The sequence below is a fragment of the Pseudomonas sp. HPB0071 genome (assembly GCF_000478505.2).
GTDB classification, from domain to species: domain Bacteria; phylum Pseudomonadota; class Gammaproteobacteria; order Pseudomonadales; family Pseudomonadaceae; genus Chryseomonas; species Chryseomonas luteola.
This window is the reverse complement of sequence record NZ_KI517367.1, coordinates 2,565,858-2,584,014: the sequence shown is the minus strand read 5'-3', so window position 1 is coordinate 2,584,014 and position 18,157 is coordinate 2,565,858. Positions and strand designations below refer to the sequence as shown.

General features: G+C 58.0%; 16 protein-coding genes. 8 read left to right on the top strand and 8 right to left on the bottom strand.

Features of this window, described 5'->3' with window-relative positions; genetic code table 11:
• Positions 1–43 precede the first annotated feature (43 nt).
• Entirely contained in the window at positions 44–1,381 is a 1,338-nt protein-coding gene (locus tag HMPREF1487_RS12175; protein WP_010796950.1) for an MFS transporter, read from the top strand.
• Between the two features lie 45 nt (positions 1,382–1,426).
• Here HMPREF1487_RS12175 and HMPREF1487_RS12170 read toward each other — a convergent pair whose 3' ends face one another.
• From HMPREF1487_RS12170 to rutA, 6 genes are all read right to left on the bottom strand, one after another.
• Complete coding sequence (locus tag HMPREF1487_RS12170; protein WP_010796949.1) at positions 1,427–2,581, bottom strand: hypothetical protein; 1,155 nt, start codon at positions 2,579–2,581, stop codon at positions 1,427–1,429.
• Between the two features lie 108 nt (positions 2,582–2,689).
• A complete protein-coding gene (rutF, locus tag HMPREF1487_RS12165) occupies positions 2,690–3,229 on the bottom strand; it encodes an NADH-dependent FMN reductase RutF (RefSeq protein ID WP_010796948.1) in 540 nt (179 codons plus the stop codon).
• A gap of 41 nt (positions 3,230–3,270) precedes the next feature.
• The gene (gene rutD / locus HMPREF1487_RS12160; protein ID WP_010796947.1) at positions 3,271–4,041 is read right to left on the bottom strand and encodes a pyrimidine utilization protein D; all 771 of its coding nucleotides are present in this window, start codon (positions 4,039–4,041) and stop codon (positions 3,271–3,273) included.
• 161 nt (positions 4,042–4,202) lie between these two features.
• Positions 4,203–4,589 (bottom strand): pyrimidine utilization protein C, encoded by a 387-nt coding sequence (rutC, locus tag HMPREF1487_RS12155; RefSeq protein ID WP_010796946.1) that lies wholly within the window; start codon positions 4,587–4,589, stop codon positions 4,203–4,205.
• A gap of 2 nt (positions 4,590–4,591) precedes the next feature.
• Positions 4,592–5,320 carry a pyrimidine utilization protein B gene (rutB, locus tag HMPREF1487_RS12150; protein ID WP_010796945.1) on the bottom strand — a complete coding sequence of 243 codons (729 nt, stop codon included), beginning with the start codon at positions 5,318–5,320 and terminating at the stop codon, positions 4,592–4,594.
• The gene (gene rutA, locus HMPREF1487_RS12145) at positions 5,320–6,414 is read right to left on the bottom strand and encodes a pyrimidine utilization protein A (protein ID WP_010796944.1); all 1,095 of its coding nucleotides are present in this window, start codon (positions 6,412–6,414) and stop codon (positions 5,320–5,322) included. The genes rutB and rutA overlap by 1 nt, the downstream gene beginning before the upstream one ends.
• Before the next feature lie 312 nt (positions 6,415–6,726).
• On the opposite strand from rutA, the gene rutR reads away from it, so the two are divergent.
• The gene (gene rutR / locus HMPREF1487_RS12140; protein ID WP_010796943.1) at positions 6,727–7,401 is read left to right on the top strand and encodes an HTH-type transcriptional regulator RutR; all 675 of its coding nucleotides are present in this window, start codon (positions 6,727–6,729) and stop codon (positions 7,399–7,401) included.
• Between the two features lie 53 nt (positions 7,402–7,454).
• On the opposite strand, the gene azu is transcribed toward rutR, so the two are convergent.
• Positions 7,455–7,907 carry an azurin gene (gene azu, locus HMPREF1487_RS12135; RefSeq protein WP_010796942.1) on the bottom strand — a complete coding sequence of 151 codons (453 nt, stop codon included), beginning with the start codon at positions 7,905–7,907 and terminating at the stop codon, positions 7,455–7,457.
• 437 nt (positions 7,908–8,344) lie between these two features.
• Between azu and HMPREF1487_RS12130 the strand changes: the two genes are divergently transcribed.
• The 6 genes from HMPREF1487_RS12130 (at position 8,345) to HMPREF1487_RS12105 (ending at position 15,778) form a co-directional block, all read left to right on the top strand.
• Complete coding sequence (locus tag HMPREF1487_RS12130; protein WP_010796940.1) at positions 8,345–8,932, top strand: LOG family protein; 588 nt, start codon at positions 8,345–8,347, stop codon at positions 8,930–8,932.
• A 132-nt stretch (positions 8,933–9,064) separates the two neighbouring features.
• Positions 9,065–9,925, top strand: a complete 861-nt coding sequence (locus tag HMPREF1487_RS12125) for an SDR family oxidoreductase (protein WP_112297618.1) — start codon at positions 9,065–9,067, stop codon at positions 9,923–9,925.
• Positions 9,926–10,066: 141 nt separating this feature from the next.
• Positions 10,067–11,134, top strand: coding sequence for a class I mannose-6-phosphate isomerase (locus HMPREF1487_RS12120; RefSeq protein WP_010796938.1), 1,068 nt, complete (start codon positions 10,067–10,069; stop codon positions 11,132–11,134).
• Positions 11,135–11,167: 33 nt separating this feature from the next.
• Positions 11,168–12,025, top strand: a complete 858-nt coding sequence (locus HMPREF1487_RS12115; protein ID WP_010796937.1) for a glucose 1-dehydrogenase — start codon at positions 11,168–11,170, stop codon at positions 12,023–12,025.
• 175 nt (positions 12,026–12,200) lie between these two features.
• The gene (locus tag HMPREF1487_RS12110) at positions 12,201–13,889 is read left to right on the top strand and encodes a bifunctional metallophosphatase/5'-nucleotidase (protein WP_010796936.1); all 1,689 of its coding nucleotides are present in this window, start codon (positions 12,201–12,203) and stop codon (positions 13,887–13,889) included.
• 245 nt (positions 13,890–14,134) lie between these two features.
• Positions 14,135–15,778 carry an acid phosphatase gene (locus HMPREF1487_RS12105; protein ID WP_010796935.1) on the top strand — a complete coding sequence of 548 codons (1,644 nt, stop codon included), beginning with the start codon at positions 14,135–14,137 and terminating at the stop codon, positions 15,776–15,778.
• A 34-nt stretch (positions 15,779–15,812) separates the two neighbouring features.
• Here HMPREF1487_RS12105 and HMPREF1487_RS12100 read toward each other — a convergent pair whose 3' ends face one another.
• Positions 15,813–18,065 carry a YgiQ family radical SAM protein gene (locus HMPREF1487_RS12100; protein ID WP_010796934.1) on the bottom strand — a complete coding sequence of 751 codons (2,253 nt, stop codon included), beginning with the start codon at positions 18,063–18,065 and terminating at the stop codon, positions 15,813–15,815.
• Between the last annotated feature and the right edge of the window lie 92 nt (positions 18,066–18,157).

The following is an 18,157-nucleotide window of genomic DNA, read 5'->3' as shown; positions in this document are numbered from 1 at the left end:
TATGCACGTCACTTGCGCGCCACCACTATTCGGGAGGCGGGCCATGCATAACGACCTTCGCCGGGCTGTCGATGAAGGCCGCATGAACGGCTTTCAATGGACCGCCATTATCATTTGTATCGCGTTAAACATGATCGACGGCTTCGACGTGCTGGTCATGGCCTTTACCGCCGCGTCCGTTTCCGCTGAATGGAAGCTCTCTGGCGCTCAGCTGGGCGTACTGCTCAGCGCAGGACTGTTTGGCATGGCTGCGGGCTCGCTATTTATTGCTCCCTGGGCGGATCGCTTTGGCCGTCGCCCGCTCATTCTGGCGTGCGTAACCGTTGCAGGCCTTGGCATGTTGCTGTCTGCATTTAGTCAGTCAGCTACTCAGCTGGCTGTATTGCGGGCCATTACTGGGCTTGGTATCGGTGGCATCCTGGCCAGCAGTAATGTGATTGCCAGCGAGTACTCATCCAAGCGGTGGCGTGGGCTTGCAGTGACCCTGCAATCCACCGGCTATGCCCTCGGGGCCACCATTGGCGGGCTTATTGCCGTGGCATTGCTGTCTGCCTGGGGCTGGCGCTCGGTCTTTGTCTTTGGTGGTCTGGTGACGTTCGCTATCATTCCCTTCGTACTGTGGCGTCTGCCCGAATCGTTGGATTTTCTACTGGCCAAGCGCCCGGACAATGCCCTGGTGCGGGTCAATCGCCTGGCCCAGAAATTGGGCTATGCACCGCTTACCGAGCTGCCTCCGCAGCCCCTGCGCGAGGCGCACAAGGGCAGCAGCTTCAAGCAGCTATTTTCACCCGCGCTGCTACGCACCACCCTGCTGATCTGGGGCTCATTCTTCCTGACGATGTTCGGTTTCTACTTCATTATGAGCTGGACACCCAAGCTGCTGGTGTCGGCCGGTCTTTCCGCACAGCAGGGCGTGACGGGTGGAGTATTGCTGAGCATTGGCGGCATCTTTGGTGCAGCCTTGATCGGTATGCTCGCTGCACGCTTTAAGATCAGCCACCTGCTGGCCGTTTTCATGGCCTGCACAGCCGTGCTGCTCAGCCTGTTCGTTTCCTCCACCTCCTCACTGACCACGGCCTTTACCCTGGGTCTGCTCATTGGCCTCTTCAGTAACGGCTGCATTGCCGGGTTGTATGCCTTGGCCTCCATGGCATATGACGCCTCGGTACGCGCAACGGGTATGGGCTGGGGTATTGGCATTGGCCGCTTCGGGGCTATTCTCTCGCCACTGGTGGCCGGTGGGCTGATTGACCTGCAGTGGGGTCCGGCTCAGCTGTATCAGGGCTACGCCGTGGTGTTTGTATTGGCGGCGGCTACGGTGCTTCTGCTCAAACTGTCTGCCCCTGTTCGTACTGTGGGCGCACCTTCACAGGCTCATTGAGTGAGTAGACTAGAGGCCGCTCCGGCTGCCTCTAGTCTGATCCAATCACTCCGGTAGCGTGACCTTGACCGGCCCCGGATGCGCCTTGATGGTCTTGTAGGGAATCACCGTATCGCCTGGCTCATCGCAGCTTCTGGCGGCCCGGGCAAAAGTAGGCCCCAGGTAAATTCCACGAGGCTCGAAATACCACACCGAAAACTGCCAGACAGAAGGGTCCTGGTAATTGCATTCGTTCGGGTCGTCGTTCATCAGCTCGGGATACAGACGCTTGAACTGGTCAACCACCCACGGGGCAAACAACTGCTCGCGGTAGTTGGAGTACGCCTCCAGATTATCCATGCCCCGCTCGTAATGGATAGATGGTCCCTTGCCCAGCCAGAACACGTCTTCCAACTCTAGAATCTTGCCGGTGGCCAACTCCATGTTGAGCGGCGCATCACCAAAGTCTGGATGCGCACCGCCGCAGTCGTAGCTGGTGAACAGACTGACGCTCAGTACAGAGTCATTGATAAATACCGGTTTGACCGTCTGATCGAACTCTGTCTCACGATCACGTGCCCCGGACAGACACCCAAAGTAGCTGTTCACCTCCTGCCACTGCCGATTCTGCAACGTCCTGTTGGCAGCGCTCAGATCCATCGCCGTAGGGGATGAAACCAGCTGGAATAGGCGAATGCGGGAAACAGGCTCCACCCACCACTGCAAGCCATATCCCATAAAGGTGTCTTGCCTGTCTTTCTTCAGGCTCAGCCCTTTCAGGCGCAGATACTCATAGGGTGATGTACGCCGCAGCTCGTCCAGGGCGGGTAAATCATCAGGACGTGCTGGCGGCAGCGCTACAGGGGAAAGACTGATATCGAGCGTCTTGCCTTTGCTGGCCCAGCGGCCGGTCCAGCGACCATTGGCGCCCTGTTTGAGCGTCCACTGCATGGGCACGCTTTTCGTGCTGAAAAAAGGACGATTCTCACTCAGACGCAGGGTACGCTGCTTGTCCAACGCTCCGTCGAGCGCAATATCGGTGTGGTACTTCTGGTAGAAATAGCGCCCGGTCACCTCGTCGGGTTTAGCCAGATCCAGCTCAACCAGTACCTTGGCCTGCCCGACAGTGCCCTGCAGCAGCTCCGGCTCTGCCATGGCCGAACCGGCAGCCAGCAACAGTGCCGCGCTACAGCACTGCAGCACAGAAACGATACCTCTCATGGACTCTTATCCTCGACCCTTTCTTGTAAGAACCGACACAGCCTAATCGACCCATGTGTCAGCCCATACTCTACGAGGAATAAGCGGCTCAGCACATCCCTACCATAGTTATCCGCAGGGAGCGGATGTCAGCAGGTCCTGATACCCCCGGTTGAAGTAGACCAGCCCATCTACATCGTCCTGGCGCTCGATAGCGACCACTTCGCACAGGAGTACGTCGTGAGTGCCTACGGTATTGATCGAAGCGATTCGACAATCAAAGGAGACTACCGCTCCTTCCAGCGCTGGCGAGCCGGTGATCAGGGTACTCCAGCACGCCGCGGCAAATCGATCCTGCATACCGGTTTTACCGCCAAACAGATTGGAGAGTGCCTTGTGCTCACTGCTCAAGGTATTCACGCACAGGGTGCCGTTGGCCTTGAAGATCGGATAGACCGAGCCTGAACGGTTCAGGCAGACCAGCAAGGTAGGCGGCTCGTCGGTCACGCTGCACACGGCTGTTGCCGTGAAGCCGGCACGGCCTTGGGGACCATCAGTCGTCACGATATTGACCGCCGCGCCCAGCCGGGCCATGGCATCGCGATAGTCCTGCTTGGGTACAAGCAGAGGTTGTACGGGCGAAACGATATTCAGGTTGGCAAGTGACATGGCATAGCCTCACTGCAGGAGCGACGCTCCTGTCATCGGATTCAGGTCAGGTAGTCGAGCATCAAGGCATTGAAGGTATCGGGGTCCGTCACGCTGGAGGCATGCCCGCCGTAGCTGAGTAGCTCGAACTGCGCATCGGGCAGGTGTTTGGCCAGATGCTCGGAACACACCCACGGTACTAGCAGATCGTCCTGGTTGGCGACGATCAGGGTGGGTGTTCTGATCTGCGCCAGCTGGGTATCCACATCGAATGCCTGTAATGCAGCGATACGTCGGCGCACATTCTCGCTATCGGGAAAATGCGCCAGGGCATGGGCTTCGTCAGCCTCGAGGCGTTTGGTGTTTTGCAGCATCCAGTCGGCGGGATACAAAAACAGGGGCTGGGCCTGTACGTAGGCGGCCGGGCCTGTATCGTTCAAAAGAGCGAGTCGTACAGCAAAACAGCGGGCGCTGTGCGGATTAGGCTTGCTCCAGCCGTTGACCAGAATCTGGCTGATCAAGAGTTCAGGCCGCATCAAGCCGATCTGAAGCCCTACAAGACCGCCCAGGGCGTGCCCCATGAAATGGCAACGCGCGATACCCAGCGCATCGACCATGTCCAGTACATCCTGGGCCATGGCCTTGATGGTATAGCCCTCAGGGATAACCGCCGGGCTCTTGCCTGTGCCGGTCTGGTCGTAAGTCACCACGCGGAAGTACTCGCCCAGCGCCGCGAGCTGCGGCGTCCAGAATGCTCCGGCACCGCCAAGACCGGATGACAGTACGATGGTATCGGCCTCGGCATCCTGCCGGCCATGGATCTCGTAGTGCATGCAAGGCTCCCCTGTATACCGTTGGATAAAGCGCATGGGTTGTTTCATGAGGTGCGTGACGGGGAGTCCCCTGGTAGCAGGTATCGCCTGACGGCTCGACCCAACCTACAGACTCATAAGATGGGTTGAGTGAAGCGATACCCATCACTTCACTTGCTTACTTACGTTCCCACATGGGCGATACTGGCGATCTCGATCAACGCATCCGGCTTTACCAGGCCGCACTGGATGCAATAACGCGCGGGCTTCTCGCCTGGGAAATACTCGGCGTATACCGCGTTGATCGCCCCGTAGTTCGCCCAGTCGGTGATCATGATCATGTTAAAGGTCACGTCATCCATCGTTCCGCCGGCCTCCTCCACGACCCTCTTGATGGTTTCCAGCACATGCCGCGCCTGTGCAGCGGCATCGCCTACGTGTACAACGTTGTTGTCCTTGTCAAACGGCAGGGTGCCGGAAACATACAGAACTCCATCAGCCAGCGAGCCTGGAACAAAGGGCGCAAGGGGTTTTCCGCTTCCGGCGGGAATCACGCTGTGCTTGGGCATGGTCAGTCCTTTTTGAAGGTGGCGTGGAAATCGGCAACGGTTGAAACCCAGCCAAAAAACGTCTCGATATTGAATAGCGCCGCCTCGTGCGCCGAGCGCGGCCCGGCCTGATGGCAGGCATCGCCCAGGCAGACGCCAAAGTATTCGAGAAAGAACCCGTCTCGCAGCGTGGACTCCACGCAGACATTGGTGGCGATCCCTACGAACACGAGGTTACGAATGCCGCGGGCACGCAGGAGGCTATCGAGAGGCGTATTGTAGAAACCGCTGTAGCGGGTTTTGGGTACGAACAGATCCCCCTCCCGCGGCTGAAGCTGATCCACCAGCGCATAATCCCAGCCGCCCCGCGCCAGGAGTCGGCCCTGCAGTTCAGGCTGGCGGCGCATGGTCTTGAGCGCATTGGACTTATGCCAGTTGGGCGATCCGGGGCCACCGGCTTCCTGATAGGCCGGGTCCCAGCCATTCTGAAACCAGACAACCTGGATACCGGTCGCACGCGCGGTTTCCACCACCCCGGCAATGTTTTCGATGACCGGACCGGTTGCGTCTACATCAAAACCGGCAAGGTCCAGATAGCCACCCTTGCTTGCATAGGCGTTCTGCATATCGACGACTATGACTGCCGTCTCGCTGGCCTTCAGCCGCAGGGGCTCAGGGCGTGCAGGTAGTGTGACCGCGTTCTGGCTGCCTGTCGGCACGGCATACCCTGCCACGGATTCAAGCGCGTTCATCAGGCACTCTCCTGCAGCCGAGTGACATGACGGCGGCTCTGCATCAAGGGCTGGATCTTTTCACCAAATTCGGTAACGCCCTGCATGAAGTCGTCAAAGGTCAGCAACACGCCACTGGCCCCGGGTACCTCGGCGATCTCATCCAGCATGCGGGCGACGTTGGCGTAGGAGCCCACCAGCGTACCCATGTTGATGTTGACCGCGGACGTCGGGTCCGACATCTGTCGTACATTCGTATCGCCGCCTGACTTGGTATCAGCTGCCGCCTGAGCCCCCAGCCATTTGATGGCCTCTTCGTCGGCGCCGGCCTTGTAGTGTTCCCACTTGGCACGTGCCGCTTCATCGGTTTCGCCGGCAATCACCATGAACAGCACGATGGAGCTTACGTCGCGGCCTGTCTTGGCGGTGGCGGCCATAAGACGCTCGGAGGTCGGCGCAAAAGCCTTGGGCGTGTTCACACCTTTGCCAAAGACAAAATTGTAATCGGCGTACTGTGCCGAGAACGCCATACCGGCGTCGCTGGAGCCAGCACACACGATCTGCATATCAGCTTGCGGTTGCGGGCTGACACGACAGTCCTCCATCTGGAAATGTTCGCCCTTGAAGTCGGAGCGACCGGTTCCCCACAAGTCGCGCAGGATCTGGGCGTACTCACCCAGGTAGTTGTAGCGGGTAGCAAAGAACTCATCGCCCGGCCAGAGGCCCATCTGGCTGTATTCAGGCTTTTGCCAACCGGTCACAAGGTTCACGCCGAAGCGGCCACCGGAAATAGAGTCAATGGTAGAGGCCATCCGCGCCACGATGGCAGGCGGCAGGGTCAATGTAGCGGCAGTAGCAAATAGCTTGATGCGGGATGTCACGGCGGCAAGGCCTGCCATCAGGGTGAAGGATTCCAGGTTGTGATCCCAGAACTCGGTCTTGCCACCAAAACCACGCAACTTGATCATCGACAGGGCAAAGTCGAAGCCATAGTGCTCGGCGCGCTGCACAATGTTCTTATTCAACTCGAAGGTAGGTTTGTACTGCGGTGCGTTCTCGGAGAGGAGCCAGCCGTTGTTGCCGATCGGGATGAATACGCCAATGTCTAGAGTCATGCTCAGCCTCGGATTCGCTCGTGGGTCGAAGTGATTTCCCGCCCGTACCGCAAGCCAGGAATACGAAGGACAGAGCACAAACTCTGCCAGCTTTAGGTTTCTGCAGGGCAAACAAGGAGTTAGGTCAAAACCTGCTTCTTAGCGTGGACCATTTGGTCCAAACAAGAGCACCTGGTTTGTGCAGCCCGCACGATGATGGGGCGAAAACCGCAGGCGACCTGCTACTCTGGCGAGCATGAAATTCGACTGACGGTACTCACTCAAGGCCGCTCGCGGTAAAGTGCAGTTCGTGCTGTAGAGGCAGGAGTCGTTGTGAGTCAGGACCGTTCATCCACACCCAGCAAGCCCACTCGCAAGCCCAGTGCTGCGACACTGGAGCGCCGCCGACGGCAGATCGAGGAAAAGCGCGGCATCATCCTTGAGGCAGCGCTGGACTTGTTTTCCCGGTACGGCCTGCATGGGACCAGTCTTGACCAGATAGCCGCCCAGGCAGAGGTTTCCAAGACCAACCTGCTGTACTACTTTGGCAGCAAGGAAGACCTCTACCTCAACGTGCTACGCCAGCTGTTGGTGATCTGGCTGGCCCCCTTGAAGACCTTTAGCACAGAGCAGGACCCAATCGACGCCATCAAGGGCTACATCAGGCACAAGCTGGAAATCTCTCGTGACTACCCAGCCGAATCCCGCCTGTTCTGCATGGAAATCCTGCAAGGCGCGCCGCTGCTCCTGAGCGAACTGGAAGTGCCCCTGCGGGAGACGGTCGAGGCCAAAGCTGCAGTAATCCGCGCCTGGATCGACGCCGGTCAACTGGCTCCGGTCGACCCGCATCACCTGATCTTTACGCTCTGGGCAACCACCCAGCACTACGCCGACTTTCGTGTCCAGGTTCAGGCCATCCTGGGCAAGACCCTCGATGATCTTGTGTTTTTCGAAGAGGTGCTGAGCAGTGTACAGGCACTGATTCTGGACGGTTTGAAGCCCCGTTAGCCTGAAATGCAAAAGCCCGGTCAATGCCGGGCTTTCTATCGGTCTTTCGACATTCAGTCGTCGATCGTGAGCGTGCCCTTCATGATGGCCGCATGACCGGGGAAGGAGCAGAAATATTCATAGTCCTCTCCCTTCTGCAATTTGGAGGTCTCAAACGTCACGGACGTCTTTTCGCCACCTCCAATCACCTTGGTATGGGCGATCACGCGGGAATCGTTTTCCTTGAGGTAATCCTTGTCCATACCGGCCGCGATACCGTCAGTGGCGACGCCCTGGACATCATCCTTTGTGGTCAAGACCCAGTTATGCCCCATCACATTCTTGGGAAGCGTGCCGGGATGGATCAGGTTGACCGTGAATTGCTTGCAGTCCTCATTGACCTTGATCTTGTCCGTGCTGAAGGTCATCTGATCAGTTCCCTGAATATCGACCGAGCACTGGTCGGCTGCCCATACGGATGAGCTGGCCAGAGCAAGCAGAGAGACAGCGAAAAGCGAACGTTTCATGAAATCTCCTAACGCATGTGTTCACTTAGTGAAGACTGGCATGTTTGAAAGCGAGTTCCAATCGCTAAAACGCCTGGAACATGGTTTGCAACGAAACGGCTATGGCTGCCATCGAAACTTTTGAGCGGCAAGGCCAGCCTGATATTGAGAGGATGCCCCTGTCACTTGCCGTCTTGAGGAGTACCCACCATGAAATTCCCGGACTACATCAACCAGCTTTTCATCGCCTACGCTCTGGGTGCCAGCGGCACCTGTCCTGAACAGGTCTCTGCCTGATGCTCCCTCCAGCCTGAAGTAATCGGCACGCGCGCACCTGCGATCAGCCGATTGCTTCATGGCCACCTCTCCCGCATGCACTACGGCACTGATCATGACAAGACTTGGTTAACCTCGGCGTGAGGATTACGCTTACGCCTCCTACCAGCCAAGGATCAGCAATGTCGTTGAAAGCCGTTTGTGTATTTTGTGGCGCCAAGACAGGCGCCGACCCAATCTACCGTGAAGCTGCCGAAGCCTTGGGTCGCGCCCTGGCCAAGCGCGGTCTTACGCTCGTCTATGGTGGCGGTGCCGTGGGCCTGATGGGCATCGTGGCCGACGCGACCCTCGCAGCCGGAGGCGAGGTGATAGGCATCATCCCCAAAAGCCTCCAGGATGCCGAAGTCGGCCACAAGGGACTGACCCGCCTTGAAGTAGTCGATGGCATGCATGCCCGTAAGGCACGGATGTCAGAACTGGCCGATGCGTTTGTAGCCCTGCCGGGGGGGTTGGGCACACTGGAAGAGCTATTTGAAGTCTGGACTTGGGGTCAGCTCGGCTATCACGCCAAGCCGCTGGGCCTTCTGGAAGTAAACAACTTTTACGCGCCCCTTGCGCAATTTCTGGATCATGCAGTGAGTCAAGGTTTTGTGGCCGGCCCTCATCGCGAGATGCTTCAGGTCAGCCAGTCGCCGGATGAGCTGCTCGATGCGCTCGAGCAATGGAAGCCCACCGTAGCGCCTCGCTGGCACGCCAACGCGCCCAAGTAGATCGCTTCAGTCGATAAAGCGAGGCGTATGGCCTCGTTTTATCGTTTCAGCACCATTCATCTCTTTTGGTGAACCCGCTCAACGTATGGCATGTCGCATTTTTACATCGCCCTAACACGTTTGGAGGAATTCATCATGACCGATTACCCACGCCCACCTTTCCCCGAACAACCTCAAGAGCCGCCAGCGCTTCAATCCAAAATGACACCCGTCCCGGACTGTGGCGAGCAGAGCTACAAGGGTTCCGGTCGTCTGGCTGGTAAGGTTGCACTCATCACCGGGGGAGACAGCGGCATCGGTCGTGCAGTGGCCATAGCCTTCGCTCGGGAAGGTGCCGATGTTGCCATTTCCTACCTGAACGAACATGAAGATGCCGAGGATACTGCGCGCTACGTGAAAGAAGCCGGACGCAAGGTTCTGCTGCTGCCAGGCGATATCAGCAAGCGCCAGCAATGCCTGGATATCGTTCAAAAGACCGTGTCCGAGTTCGGCCGCATCGATGTACTCGTCAATAACGCCGCATTCCAGATGTCCCACGAGTCTCTGGAAGAGATTCCGGATGAAGAATGGGTATACACGTTCGATACCAACATCACGGCCATGTTTCGTATCACCCAGGCAGCCGTCAAACACATGGGCAAAGGTGGTTCGATCATCAACACCACCTCTGTGAATTCGGACATGCCCAAGGCCACTCTGCTGCCCTATGCCACCACGAAGGGAGCGATTGCCAACTTTACGGCAGGTCTGGCTCAGCTCCTGGCCGAAAAAGGCATCCGTGCGAACAGCGTAGCACCCGGCCCGATCTGGACACCGCTGATTCCGTCCACCATGCCGCCTGAACAGGCCTCGCAGTTCGGTAGCCAGGTTCCGCTGGGACGAGCAGGTCAACCGGCCGAGCTTGCACCTGTATATGTCATGTTGGCCTCTGATGAAGCCAGCTATGTGTCCGGCGCTCGCGTTGCAGTCACTGGCGGCAAGCCGATTCTGTAAGACCTACTGCGCCATGGTCGGCTACAAACCGGCCGACCGTGGCCAGACCAAACATCTACATGCTCTTAATGACTCATGCGCCCTTGTGAGCGTACGGGATTGTTTTGCCTGCCTGTTCCTCATCTGTACTAAGGAGCACACATGGACTGGTACCCTCTTCGGTTATCTACCCCTATCCGTAGCCACATGTTTGGCGGTCACGCCATTGCTGAAATACTGGGTCGCCGCGGGCTGCCTGCTGGCCGTATTGCCGAGACATGGGAAGTCAGCGATGTCGAAGGCAGCATTGCAAATGTCACCGAGGGCTCGCTTGCCGGTCAATCGCTTCGTGATCTGGTGAAGCGTTATCCCACCGAGCTGGTGGGCCCGGGGTTTGATGGTCCCTATTTTCCCCTGCTCAGCAAGTTTATCGATGGCTGCGGCATGTTGCCGGTGCATTTGCATGCTGATGACGAAACCGCTCGCCGTCTCGAATGCCAGCCCAACGGCAAGACCGAAGCCTGGCATATCCTTTGGGCCGAGCCCGGTGCCACTGCACTGGTCGGAATCAAGCCGGGGATTAATCGCGATACCTTGCGCAGCGCCCTGATTGCCCAGGATTACGACGCCGTCATGCGCCGTCTGCCGGTCCGTGCAGGCGAAACCATCTATGTGCCTGGAGGCACGCTGCACAGCTTTGGCCCCGGTACGCTGATCTATGAGATCGAGCAGACTTCGGACACCCAACAACAGGCAATGCCCTGGCAGATGTCCGACGGCTCGCCACTCAGCCATCAGGACTGGATTGACGGTATCGATCAGCTGCTCGAAGAGTGCTATCTCGAACCCCAACCCGAATTCACACCCGGCTTCCGGCTGCCCCAAGGCAATGACATTGATCGCTTAATCTGTACTGCTAGCCCTTACTTTGCCTTGGAGCGCTGGCGTGTAGCCGGTGCGGGCGCCAGGCCACTTACCTACCGTTTCAACAAGGCCACGCTGCTCAGCAACGTCGGCACACCCATCCGCATTCAGGCCGGTAACTGGTCTGGCGTCCTGGGCGCTGCCGAAACCCTTCTGCTGCCTGCCGCGCTAGGAGAAATTCAGTTAGCCGGACCGGCTGACGTCCTGTTCGGCTACGTACCTGACCTTGAGCAAGACATTCGGACGCCCTTGCGCGCTGCAGGCTACGGTGATCAAGCCTTTGCAGTGCTGGGCGCCACGCATTAACCCATTTTTCTAACCACTTGAAAGGAGGTCTTTATGTCCGACTATCCAACGCCACCCATGCCAGCCGAAACCCAACCCTATCCGGGCTATGAAAGCCAGATGAATCCGCGTCCGGACTTTGGCGAGCAGAGCTACAAAGGCTCCGGCCGCCTGAAAGGCAAGGCCGCACTCATTACCGGCGGTGACAGCGGTATCGGTCGCGCGGTGGCTCTGGCCTTTGCTCGCGAAGGTGCGGACGTTGCTATCTCCTACCTGAGCGAAGACGAGGACGCCCGTGAAACCGCGCGTCTCGTGACCGAAGCAGGCCGCAAGGCAATCCTGATTCCAGGTGACTTGAGTCAGCGCGAAAACTGCCTGGCCGTCGTGCAGAAAACCGTTGAAGCGTTTGGCCGTATCGACGTGCTGGTCAACAACGCCGCGTTTCAGATGACCCGCCAGTCGCTGGAAGAAATTCCGGATGAAGAGTGGGTGCACACGTTCGATGTGAACATCACCGCCATGTTCCGCATTACCCAGGCGGCTGTGAAGCACATGCCCAAGGGCGGCTCCATCATCAATACCTCCTCGATCAATGCGGACATCGCGCCGCCTTCACTGCTGGCTTACTCCGCCACCAAAGGAGCAATCGCTAACTTCACGGCAGGTCTGGCGCAACTTCTGGCCGAAAAAGGTATTCGCGCAAACAGCGTGGCACCCGGACCGATCTGGACGCCGCTGATCCCCTGCACCATGCCAGCCGAACAGGTGGAAAGCTTCGGCAAGATGGCGCCGCTGGGTCGTCCTGGCCAGCCTGTCGAACTGGCGCCAGTCTATGTAATGCTGGCCTCGGATGAATCCAGCTACGTCTCCGGTGCCATGGTGCCTGTCACTGGCGGCTCGCCCGTGCTCTGATCGATCACGGCTGGGCTGTCTAACGGCCCAGCCGGCTTCTTACGCTGTTCTGTCATCTCTCCGCTTCATACTGCGCCTACCGTTTCGTTGAAAGCATGCTATTGCTTAAAGGATGAAGCGATCCGCTTGGTATGCCTCTCTGGCATGCATATCCCTCTGCACCTGGAAGCGCTAGATGATGCCTGTTCGCTCTTATGCTGCCCTGGGCCCTGTGGCCTTGTCCCTCCTGCTGACGGCCTGCTCTTCGGCCCCGACCCAACCGTTAGAGATCAACCTGGCCGTATTCAATGACTTTCACGGCTACCTGCAACCCGCCAGACTGACCTACCCTGACTCCACCGCACCCGACGGCAAACGCACAATCGAAGCGGGTGGTATAGAGGTGCTGGGTGGCGTTATCAACTATCTGCGTCAACAGGATCCAGAGCTACTGGTCGTTGCCAGCGGTGACCTCATCGGTGGCAGCCCACCCATCTCATCGCTCTGGGCGGACGAGCCCACCATCGAAGCCATGAACCTATTGGGGCTGCAACTCTCGGCGGTAGGTAATCATGAGCTGGACAACGGAAAGGATGAACTGCTGCGTATCATCAATGGCGGCTGCGCTTCCAACCGACCCCAGAAAGCCTGCCAGCTGCACAAAAACTATCAGGGGGCGCACTTTACCTACCTGGCTGCAAACCTGATCGATAACCAGACGGGTAAACCCGTGTTTCCGGCCTACCAGATCCTGGAAGCCCACGGACAAAAAATCGCATTCGTGGGTGCCGTGCTGAAAGACGTAGCCCGGATCGTCTCGCCGGCTGGCATGAACGGACTGAGCGTTCAGGACGAAGCCGATGCCATCAACGCCCAGATCCCTGCCCTCAAGGCCCAGGGTGTAGAGGCCATCATCGCAGTGATTCACCAGGGCGGAGGCACGAATGAATCCTACAACGCGCCAGACTGCACCCGCCTGCGCGGCCCTATCGTCGAGATTACCAAGCGCCTTGATCCGGCAGTCGATGTCGTTGCCAGTGCCCACACGCATCAGTCTTATACCTGTCACGTGGACAATCGCCTTGTCTTTCAGGGCGGCTCCTACGGGCAGTTCGTTAGCCATGTACGGCTCGGCATTAACCCCAAGACCCACGATATCATCTCGGCCAGCAGCGAAAACCTGACCGTGGACGCCCATCGCTACACTCCCGATCCTGCGCTCGCCGCGCTGCGTCAGGAAGTTGAAAAGCGTAGCCAGCATGTGCTTCAGCGGCCTATCGCACGTATTGCTGTCCCCCAGATCACTCGCATGACCGATGCGAATGGCGAATCGACGCTAGGCGATCTCATTGCCGACGCCCAACTTCAGGCGACACGCAAGCTGGGCGCCCAGATTGCCCTCATGAACGCAGGCGGCATCCGCAGCAATCTGGCTCTGGAGCCTGGCCAATCCAGGCTGACCTACGCCCAACTGGCCGCCAATCAGCCATTCGGCAATACCCTGACCTTGCTGACCTTGAGCGGTGCCCAGCTCTATCAGCTCATGGAGGAGCAATGGAGCAGTGACGACAGCGCCAGTCTGATGCAGGTTTCGGAAGGCTTCAGCTACCGCTGGAATCCGGCAGGCAAACCGGGCCAGAAAGTGGCTTCCGGAAGCATGAAGCTGAATGGACAGCCGATCCGGCTCGACCAGGATTACCGCATTACAGTGAACAACTTCATGGCCCAGGGAGGGGATGGACTTGAGATCCTCAAGCACGCCCGCCACGTACAGGAGACCGGCATTGTTGATGTCGATGCGCTTGAACACTATCTCGTTGAACGGGACACGTCCGGCAAGCCGGCCGGCCAAGCTAAACCTGCCGGACGTATTCAACGCTTGTAAGCGTGGCTGATATGACCCTTCTTAGCGCCATGCTATGTAACATGGCGCTTCATCTACGGACTGCAGCGGTAGTCCGCCTGCCCTTACTGGCTCGCATGCTCTCAGTGATAAAACTGATCAGCCAGCGCCTGCAAAAAAGTTAGCTAGGCATACAAATAACTGACTTAATAAGAACGTATCGCTCGAAAATCTGAAATATTTTGTTACTACTGTAGAGGCCAGCTCCGTTACTGAGGTTTCCTCCGATGAAAGATGACGACCGTAATAAGCCCGATTCCACCCTCGAGAAATCAAGACGCCGCTTCCTGATCGGAGCAGGTGTCGTCGGGTTAGGGCTAGGTTTGCCCGGTCTTGACCGCATGGGAATGGCTGAAGCTGCCGAGCGCAAGGCATTCGACCATTCACTGAAACGGCAAATCAAAAATGTCGTTGTTATCTACGCGGAAAACCGCAGCTTCAATAACCTGTTTGGCAATTTTCCTGGCGTCTCGAAGCCACTGTCTGCGGTCAACGCCAAGCATTTCCAGCAGAAGGACCGTAACGGACAGCCGCTACCGCACTTACCCAAGATCTGGGGTGGCCTGGTGCCTATGGCTCAGACCATTGACGGTCAGCAATACCTGATTACTGAAGATCAGATCAGTGGGCTTTCCAATGCACCCTTTCCTCTGAAGGATGCTCAAGGCAAGCCGCTTAACCCGGGCTTGATCACTCGTGATCTCGTACATGCGTTCTACCAGAACCAGATGCAGATCAACGGCGGGCGCAATGACGGCTTTGTCGCCTGGGGTGACTCGGGTGCACTGGTCATGGGTTACTACAGCCAGCCCGAGAAATTGCGCTTGTGGAAACTGGCCCAGGAATTCACCCTCTGCGATAACTTCTTCATGGCTGCTTTTGGTGGCTCTTTCCTGAACCATCAGTTCCTGATCTCGGGTCGCGCGCCGTTCTACCCCAACCACACCACCAGCCCGGCAAAGGACAAGGTGGCGGTGCTTAAAGGGAAGAATCCGCTGGACTATGAGTTGGCTCTGGCGGACAACTCTCCTGCCTCGGCCCTGGACGGACGCCCGGTATTCGTCAATCCGGGCGCGCTTAGCCCTGACGGCTATGCCATCAATACCATGTTGCCGCCCTATCAGCCCAGCCAGATTCCGCCGCCGGCAGGAGGCGACCCAGCCCTGTCCGACCCGACCAACCCGAGCGTACTGCCACCACAGACCCATGCCACCATTGGCGACCTGCTGTCAGCCAAGGGTGTGGACTGGGCTTGGTACTCGGGAGGCTGGCAGGCAGCGTTGGAGGGCAATGGCGCCGATACCCGGTTTCAGGCGCACCACCAGCCATTCAACTACTTCAAGCGCTTCGCCCCGGGCACGGCAGCACGCGAGCAGCACATCCGCGACGGCGGAATTGGCGATGATCCGAGTACCAACCGCTTCCTGGCAGACATCGATGCCGGTCGCCTGCCGCCTGTAACCTTCTACAAGCCCCAGGGCAGCCTCAACCTGCATGCCGGTTATGCCGATGTCGCTTCAGGCGATCAGCACATTGCCAAGGTTATCGAACATCTGCAGAAAGGCCCGCAATGGGAAAACACCGTAGTCGTCATTACGTTCGATGAGAACGGCGGCTGGTGGGATCACGTAGCACCGCCCAAGGGTGATCGCTGGGGTCCAGGCACACGTATTCCGGCCCTTGTCGTGTCACCTTTCGCACGCAAAGGACATGTCGATCACGACCTGTACGACACCACCTCAATCCTGCGCCTGATCACCCGGCTCCACGGCTTGCCGCCGCTCAAGGGTCTGGTGGAGCGCGACATCGCACGCGTCACCTACGGTCTCGCCCCCTTGGGCGATCTTACCGGCGCGTTGACGATCCGCTGATAGCAAAACGGCGAGCCTGAGGCTCGCCGTTTCATCAACGCGGAATATTGGGTTCTCGCCGGGGCTTTTTCTTGCCTTTGGCAAACGCCACCGCCTGACCTTCCTGCTTCTTGTCCCATCCCTTGCTGCCATCCGCTGCCCGCGGCGGTAAGCCGGTATGCTGAGTCAGCAGCGGCTTGCCTGCTTTTTTGCTACCCAGTGGCGTCGAATTCTTACGACGTGCACTTTGATAAGTACCATCCACAGCGGGCTGGAACGTGGGAATCAGGTGATGCTTGCCGTTACCGATCAAGTCGGCACGCCCCATATCCTTGAGCGCTTCACGCAGCATCGGCCAGTTGTTTGGGTCGTGATAGCGCAGGAATGCCTTGTGCAGGCGGCGTTGACGCTCCCCCTTCACGATCGGTACGCCATCGCTCTTGTAAGTTACCTTGCGCAGCGGATTCTTGCCCGAATGGTACATCGCAGTCGCGGTTGCCATTGGCGACGGATAGAACGCCTGTACCTGATCCGCCCGGAAGCCGTTACGCTTGAGCCAGAGCGCCAGGTTCATCATGTCTTCGTCAGTCGTACCCGGATGCGCAGCGATGAAATAAGGAATCAGGTACTGTTCCTTACCGGCTTCCTTCGTATACTTCTCGAACATCTGCTTGAAGCGATCGTAACTGCCGATGCCCGGTTTCATCATCTTGGAAAGCGGACCTTCCTCGGTGTGCTCCGGTGCAATCTTCAAGTAGCCTCCCACGTGATGGGTTACCAGCTCCTTTACGTACTCTGGCGACTCTACCGCCAGGTCATACCGCAAGCCCGACGCAATCAGGATCTTCTTCACACCCGGCAGGGCACGCGCAGAGCGATACAACTGAATCAGCGCCGAGTGGTCGGTGTTCAGGTTTTCGCAGATACCCGGCCACACGCAGGACGGCTTGCGGCAATGCTTCTCGATTTCCGGGTCCTTGCACGCAATCCGGTACATGTTGGCCGTCGGGCCACCCAAGTCGGAAATAACCCCGGTAAACCCTGGCACTTTGTCGCGAATTTCCTCGATTTCTCGAATAATGGACTCTTCCGAACGGTTCTGGATAATGCGGCCTTCGTGCTCGGTAATGGAGCAGAAAGTGCAGCCGCCAAAACAGCCGCGCATGATGTTGACCGAGAAGCGGATCATCTCGTACGCAGGAATCCGCTCGCCTTTATAAGCAGGATGCGGAACACGGGCATAGGTCAGCCCGAAGACGTAGTCCATCTCTTCAGTGGTCAGCGGAATTGGCGGCGCATTGAGCCATACGTCCTGATCGCCATGACGCTGAACCAGCGCGCGGGCATTGCCCGGGTTGGTCTCCAGGTGCAGCACGCGGTTGGCGTGGGCATACAGGACCGGATCGCCCTTTACTTTCTCGAACGACGGCAGCCGAATGACCGTCTTGTCACGGGTAAGCTTCGGGCTGGGCAGCAGCTGAACAACCTTCGCTTCCTCAGGATCTTCCTGCGGCCCCTTGGACTGCTCAATGGCACACGCCTGCAAATCCTGTGTATTGACGTAGGGGTTGATGATCTTGTCGACCTTCCCCGGACGGTCAATACGCGTCGAGTCCAGCTCGAACCAACCTTCCGGCGTGTCCTTGCGGATAAACGCAGTGCCGCGAATATCGGTGATCGCCTGGATGGGTTCACCCGCAGCCAAGCGGTGAGCAATCTCCACGACTGCACGTTCGGCATTGCCGTATAGCAGAATATCCGCCTTTGCATCCATCAGGATGGAATGGCGTACCTTGTCCTGCCAGTAGTCGTAGTGAGCAATCCGGCGCAGTGATGCCTCGATACCGCCCAGGACAATCGGTACCCCCTTATAGGCTTCACGGCAACGCTGGCTGTAGACCATGCTGGCACGATCGGGACGCTTGCCGGCCAAACCGCCTGGTGTATAGGCGTCATCGGAGCGAATCTTGCGATCGGCTGTATAGCGGTTGATCATCGAATCCATGTTGCCTGCCGCCACGCCAAAAAACAGGTTCGGCTTGCCAAGCTTCATAAAGTCGTCTTTGGACTGCCAGTCTGGCTGGGAGATAATCCCTACCCGAAAGCCTTGCGCTTCCAGAAGACGTCCAATGATAGCCATGCCAAAGGATGGATGATCCACATAGGCATCGCCTGTCACGACAATGATGTCGCAACTGTCCCAGCCGAGCAGGTCCATCTCCTCCCTGCTCATCGGCAGGAAAGGCGCAGGTCCAAAACACTCAGCCCAATATTTGGGATAGTCGAACAACGGCTTGGCAGCGAGCATGAAGGCTTCCGGGGATTAAAAGTGGTGCGGGAGGAGGTGCAAGAATAGCACAAAAAATAGCCAGTTAAGAGAGGCGAACCGCTATCCGTCGC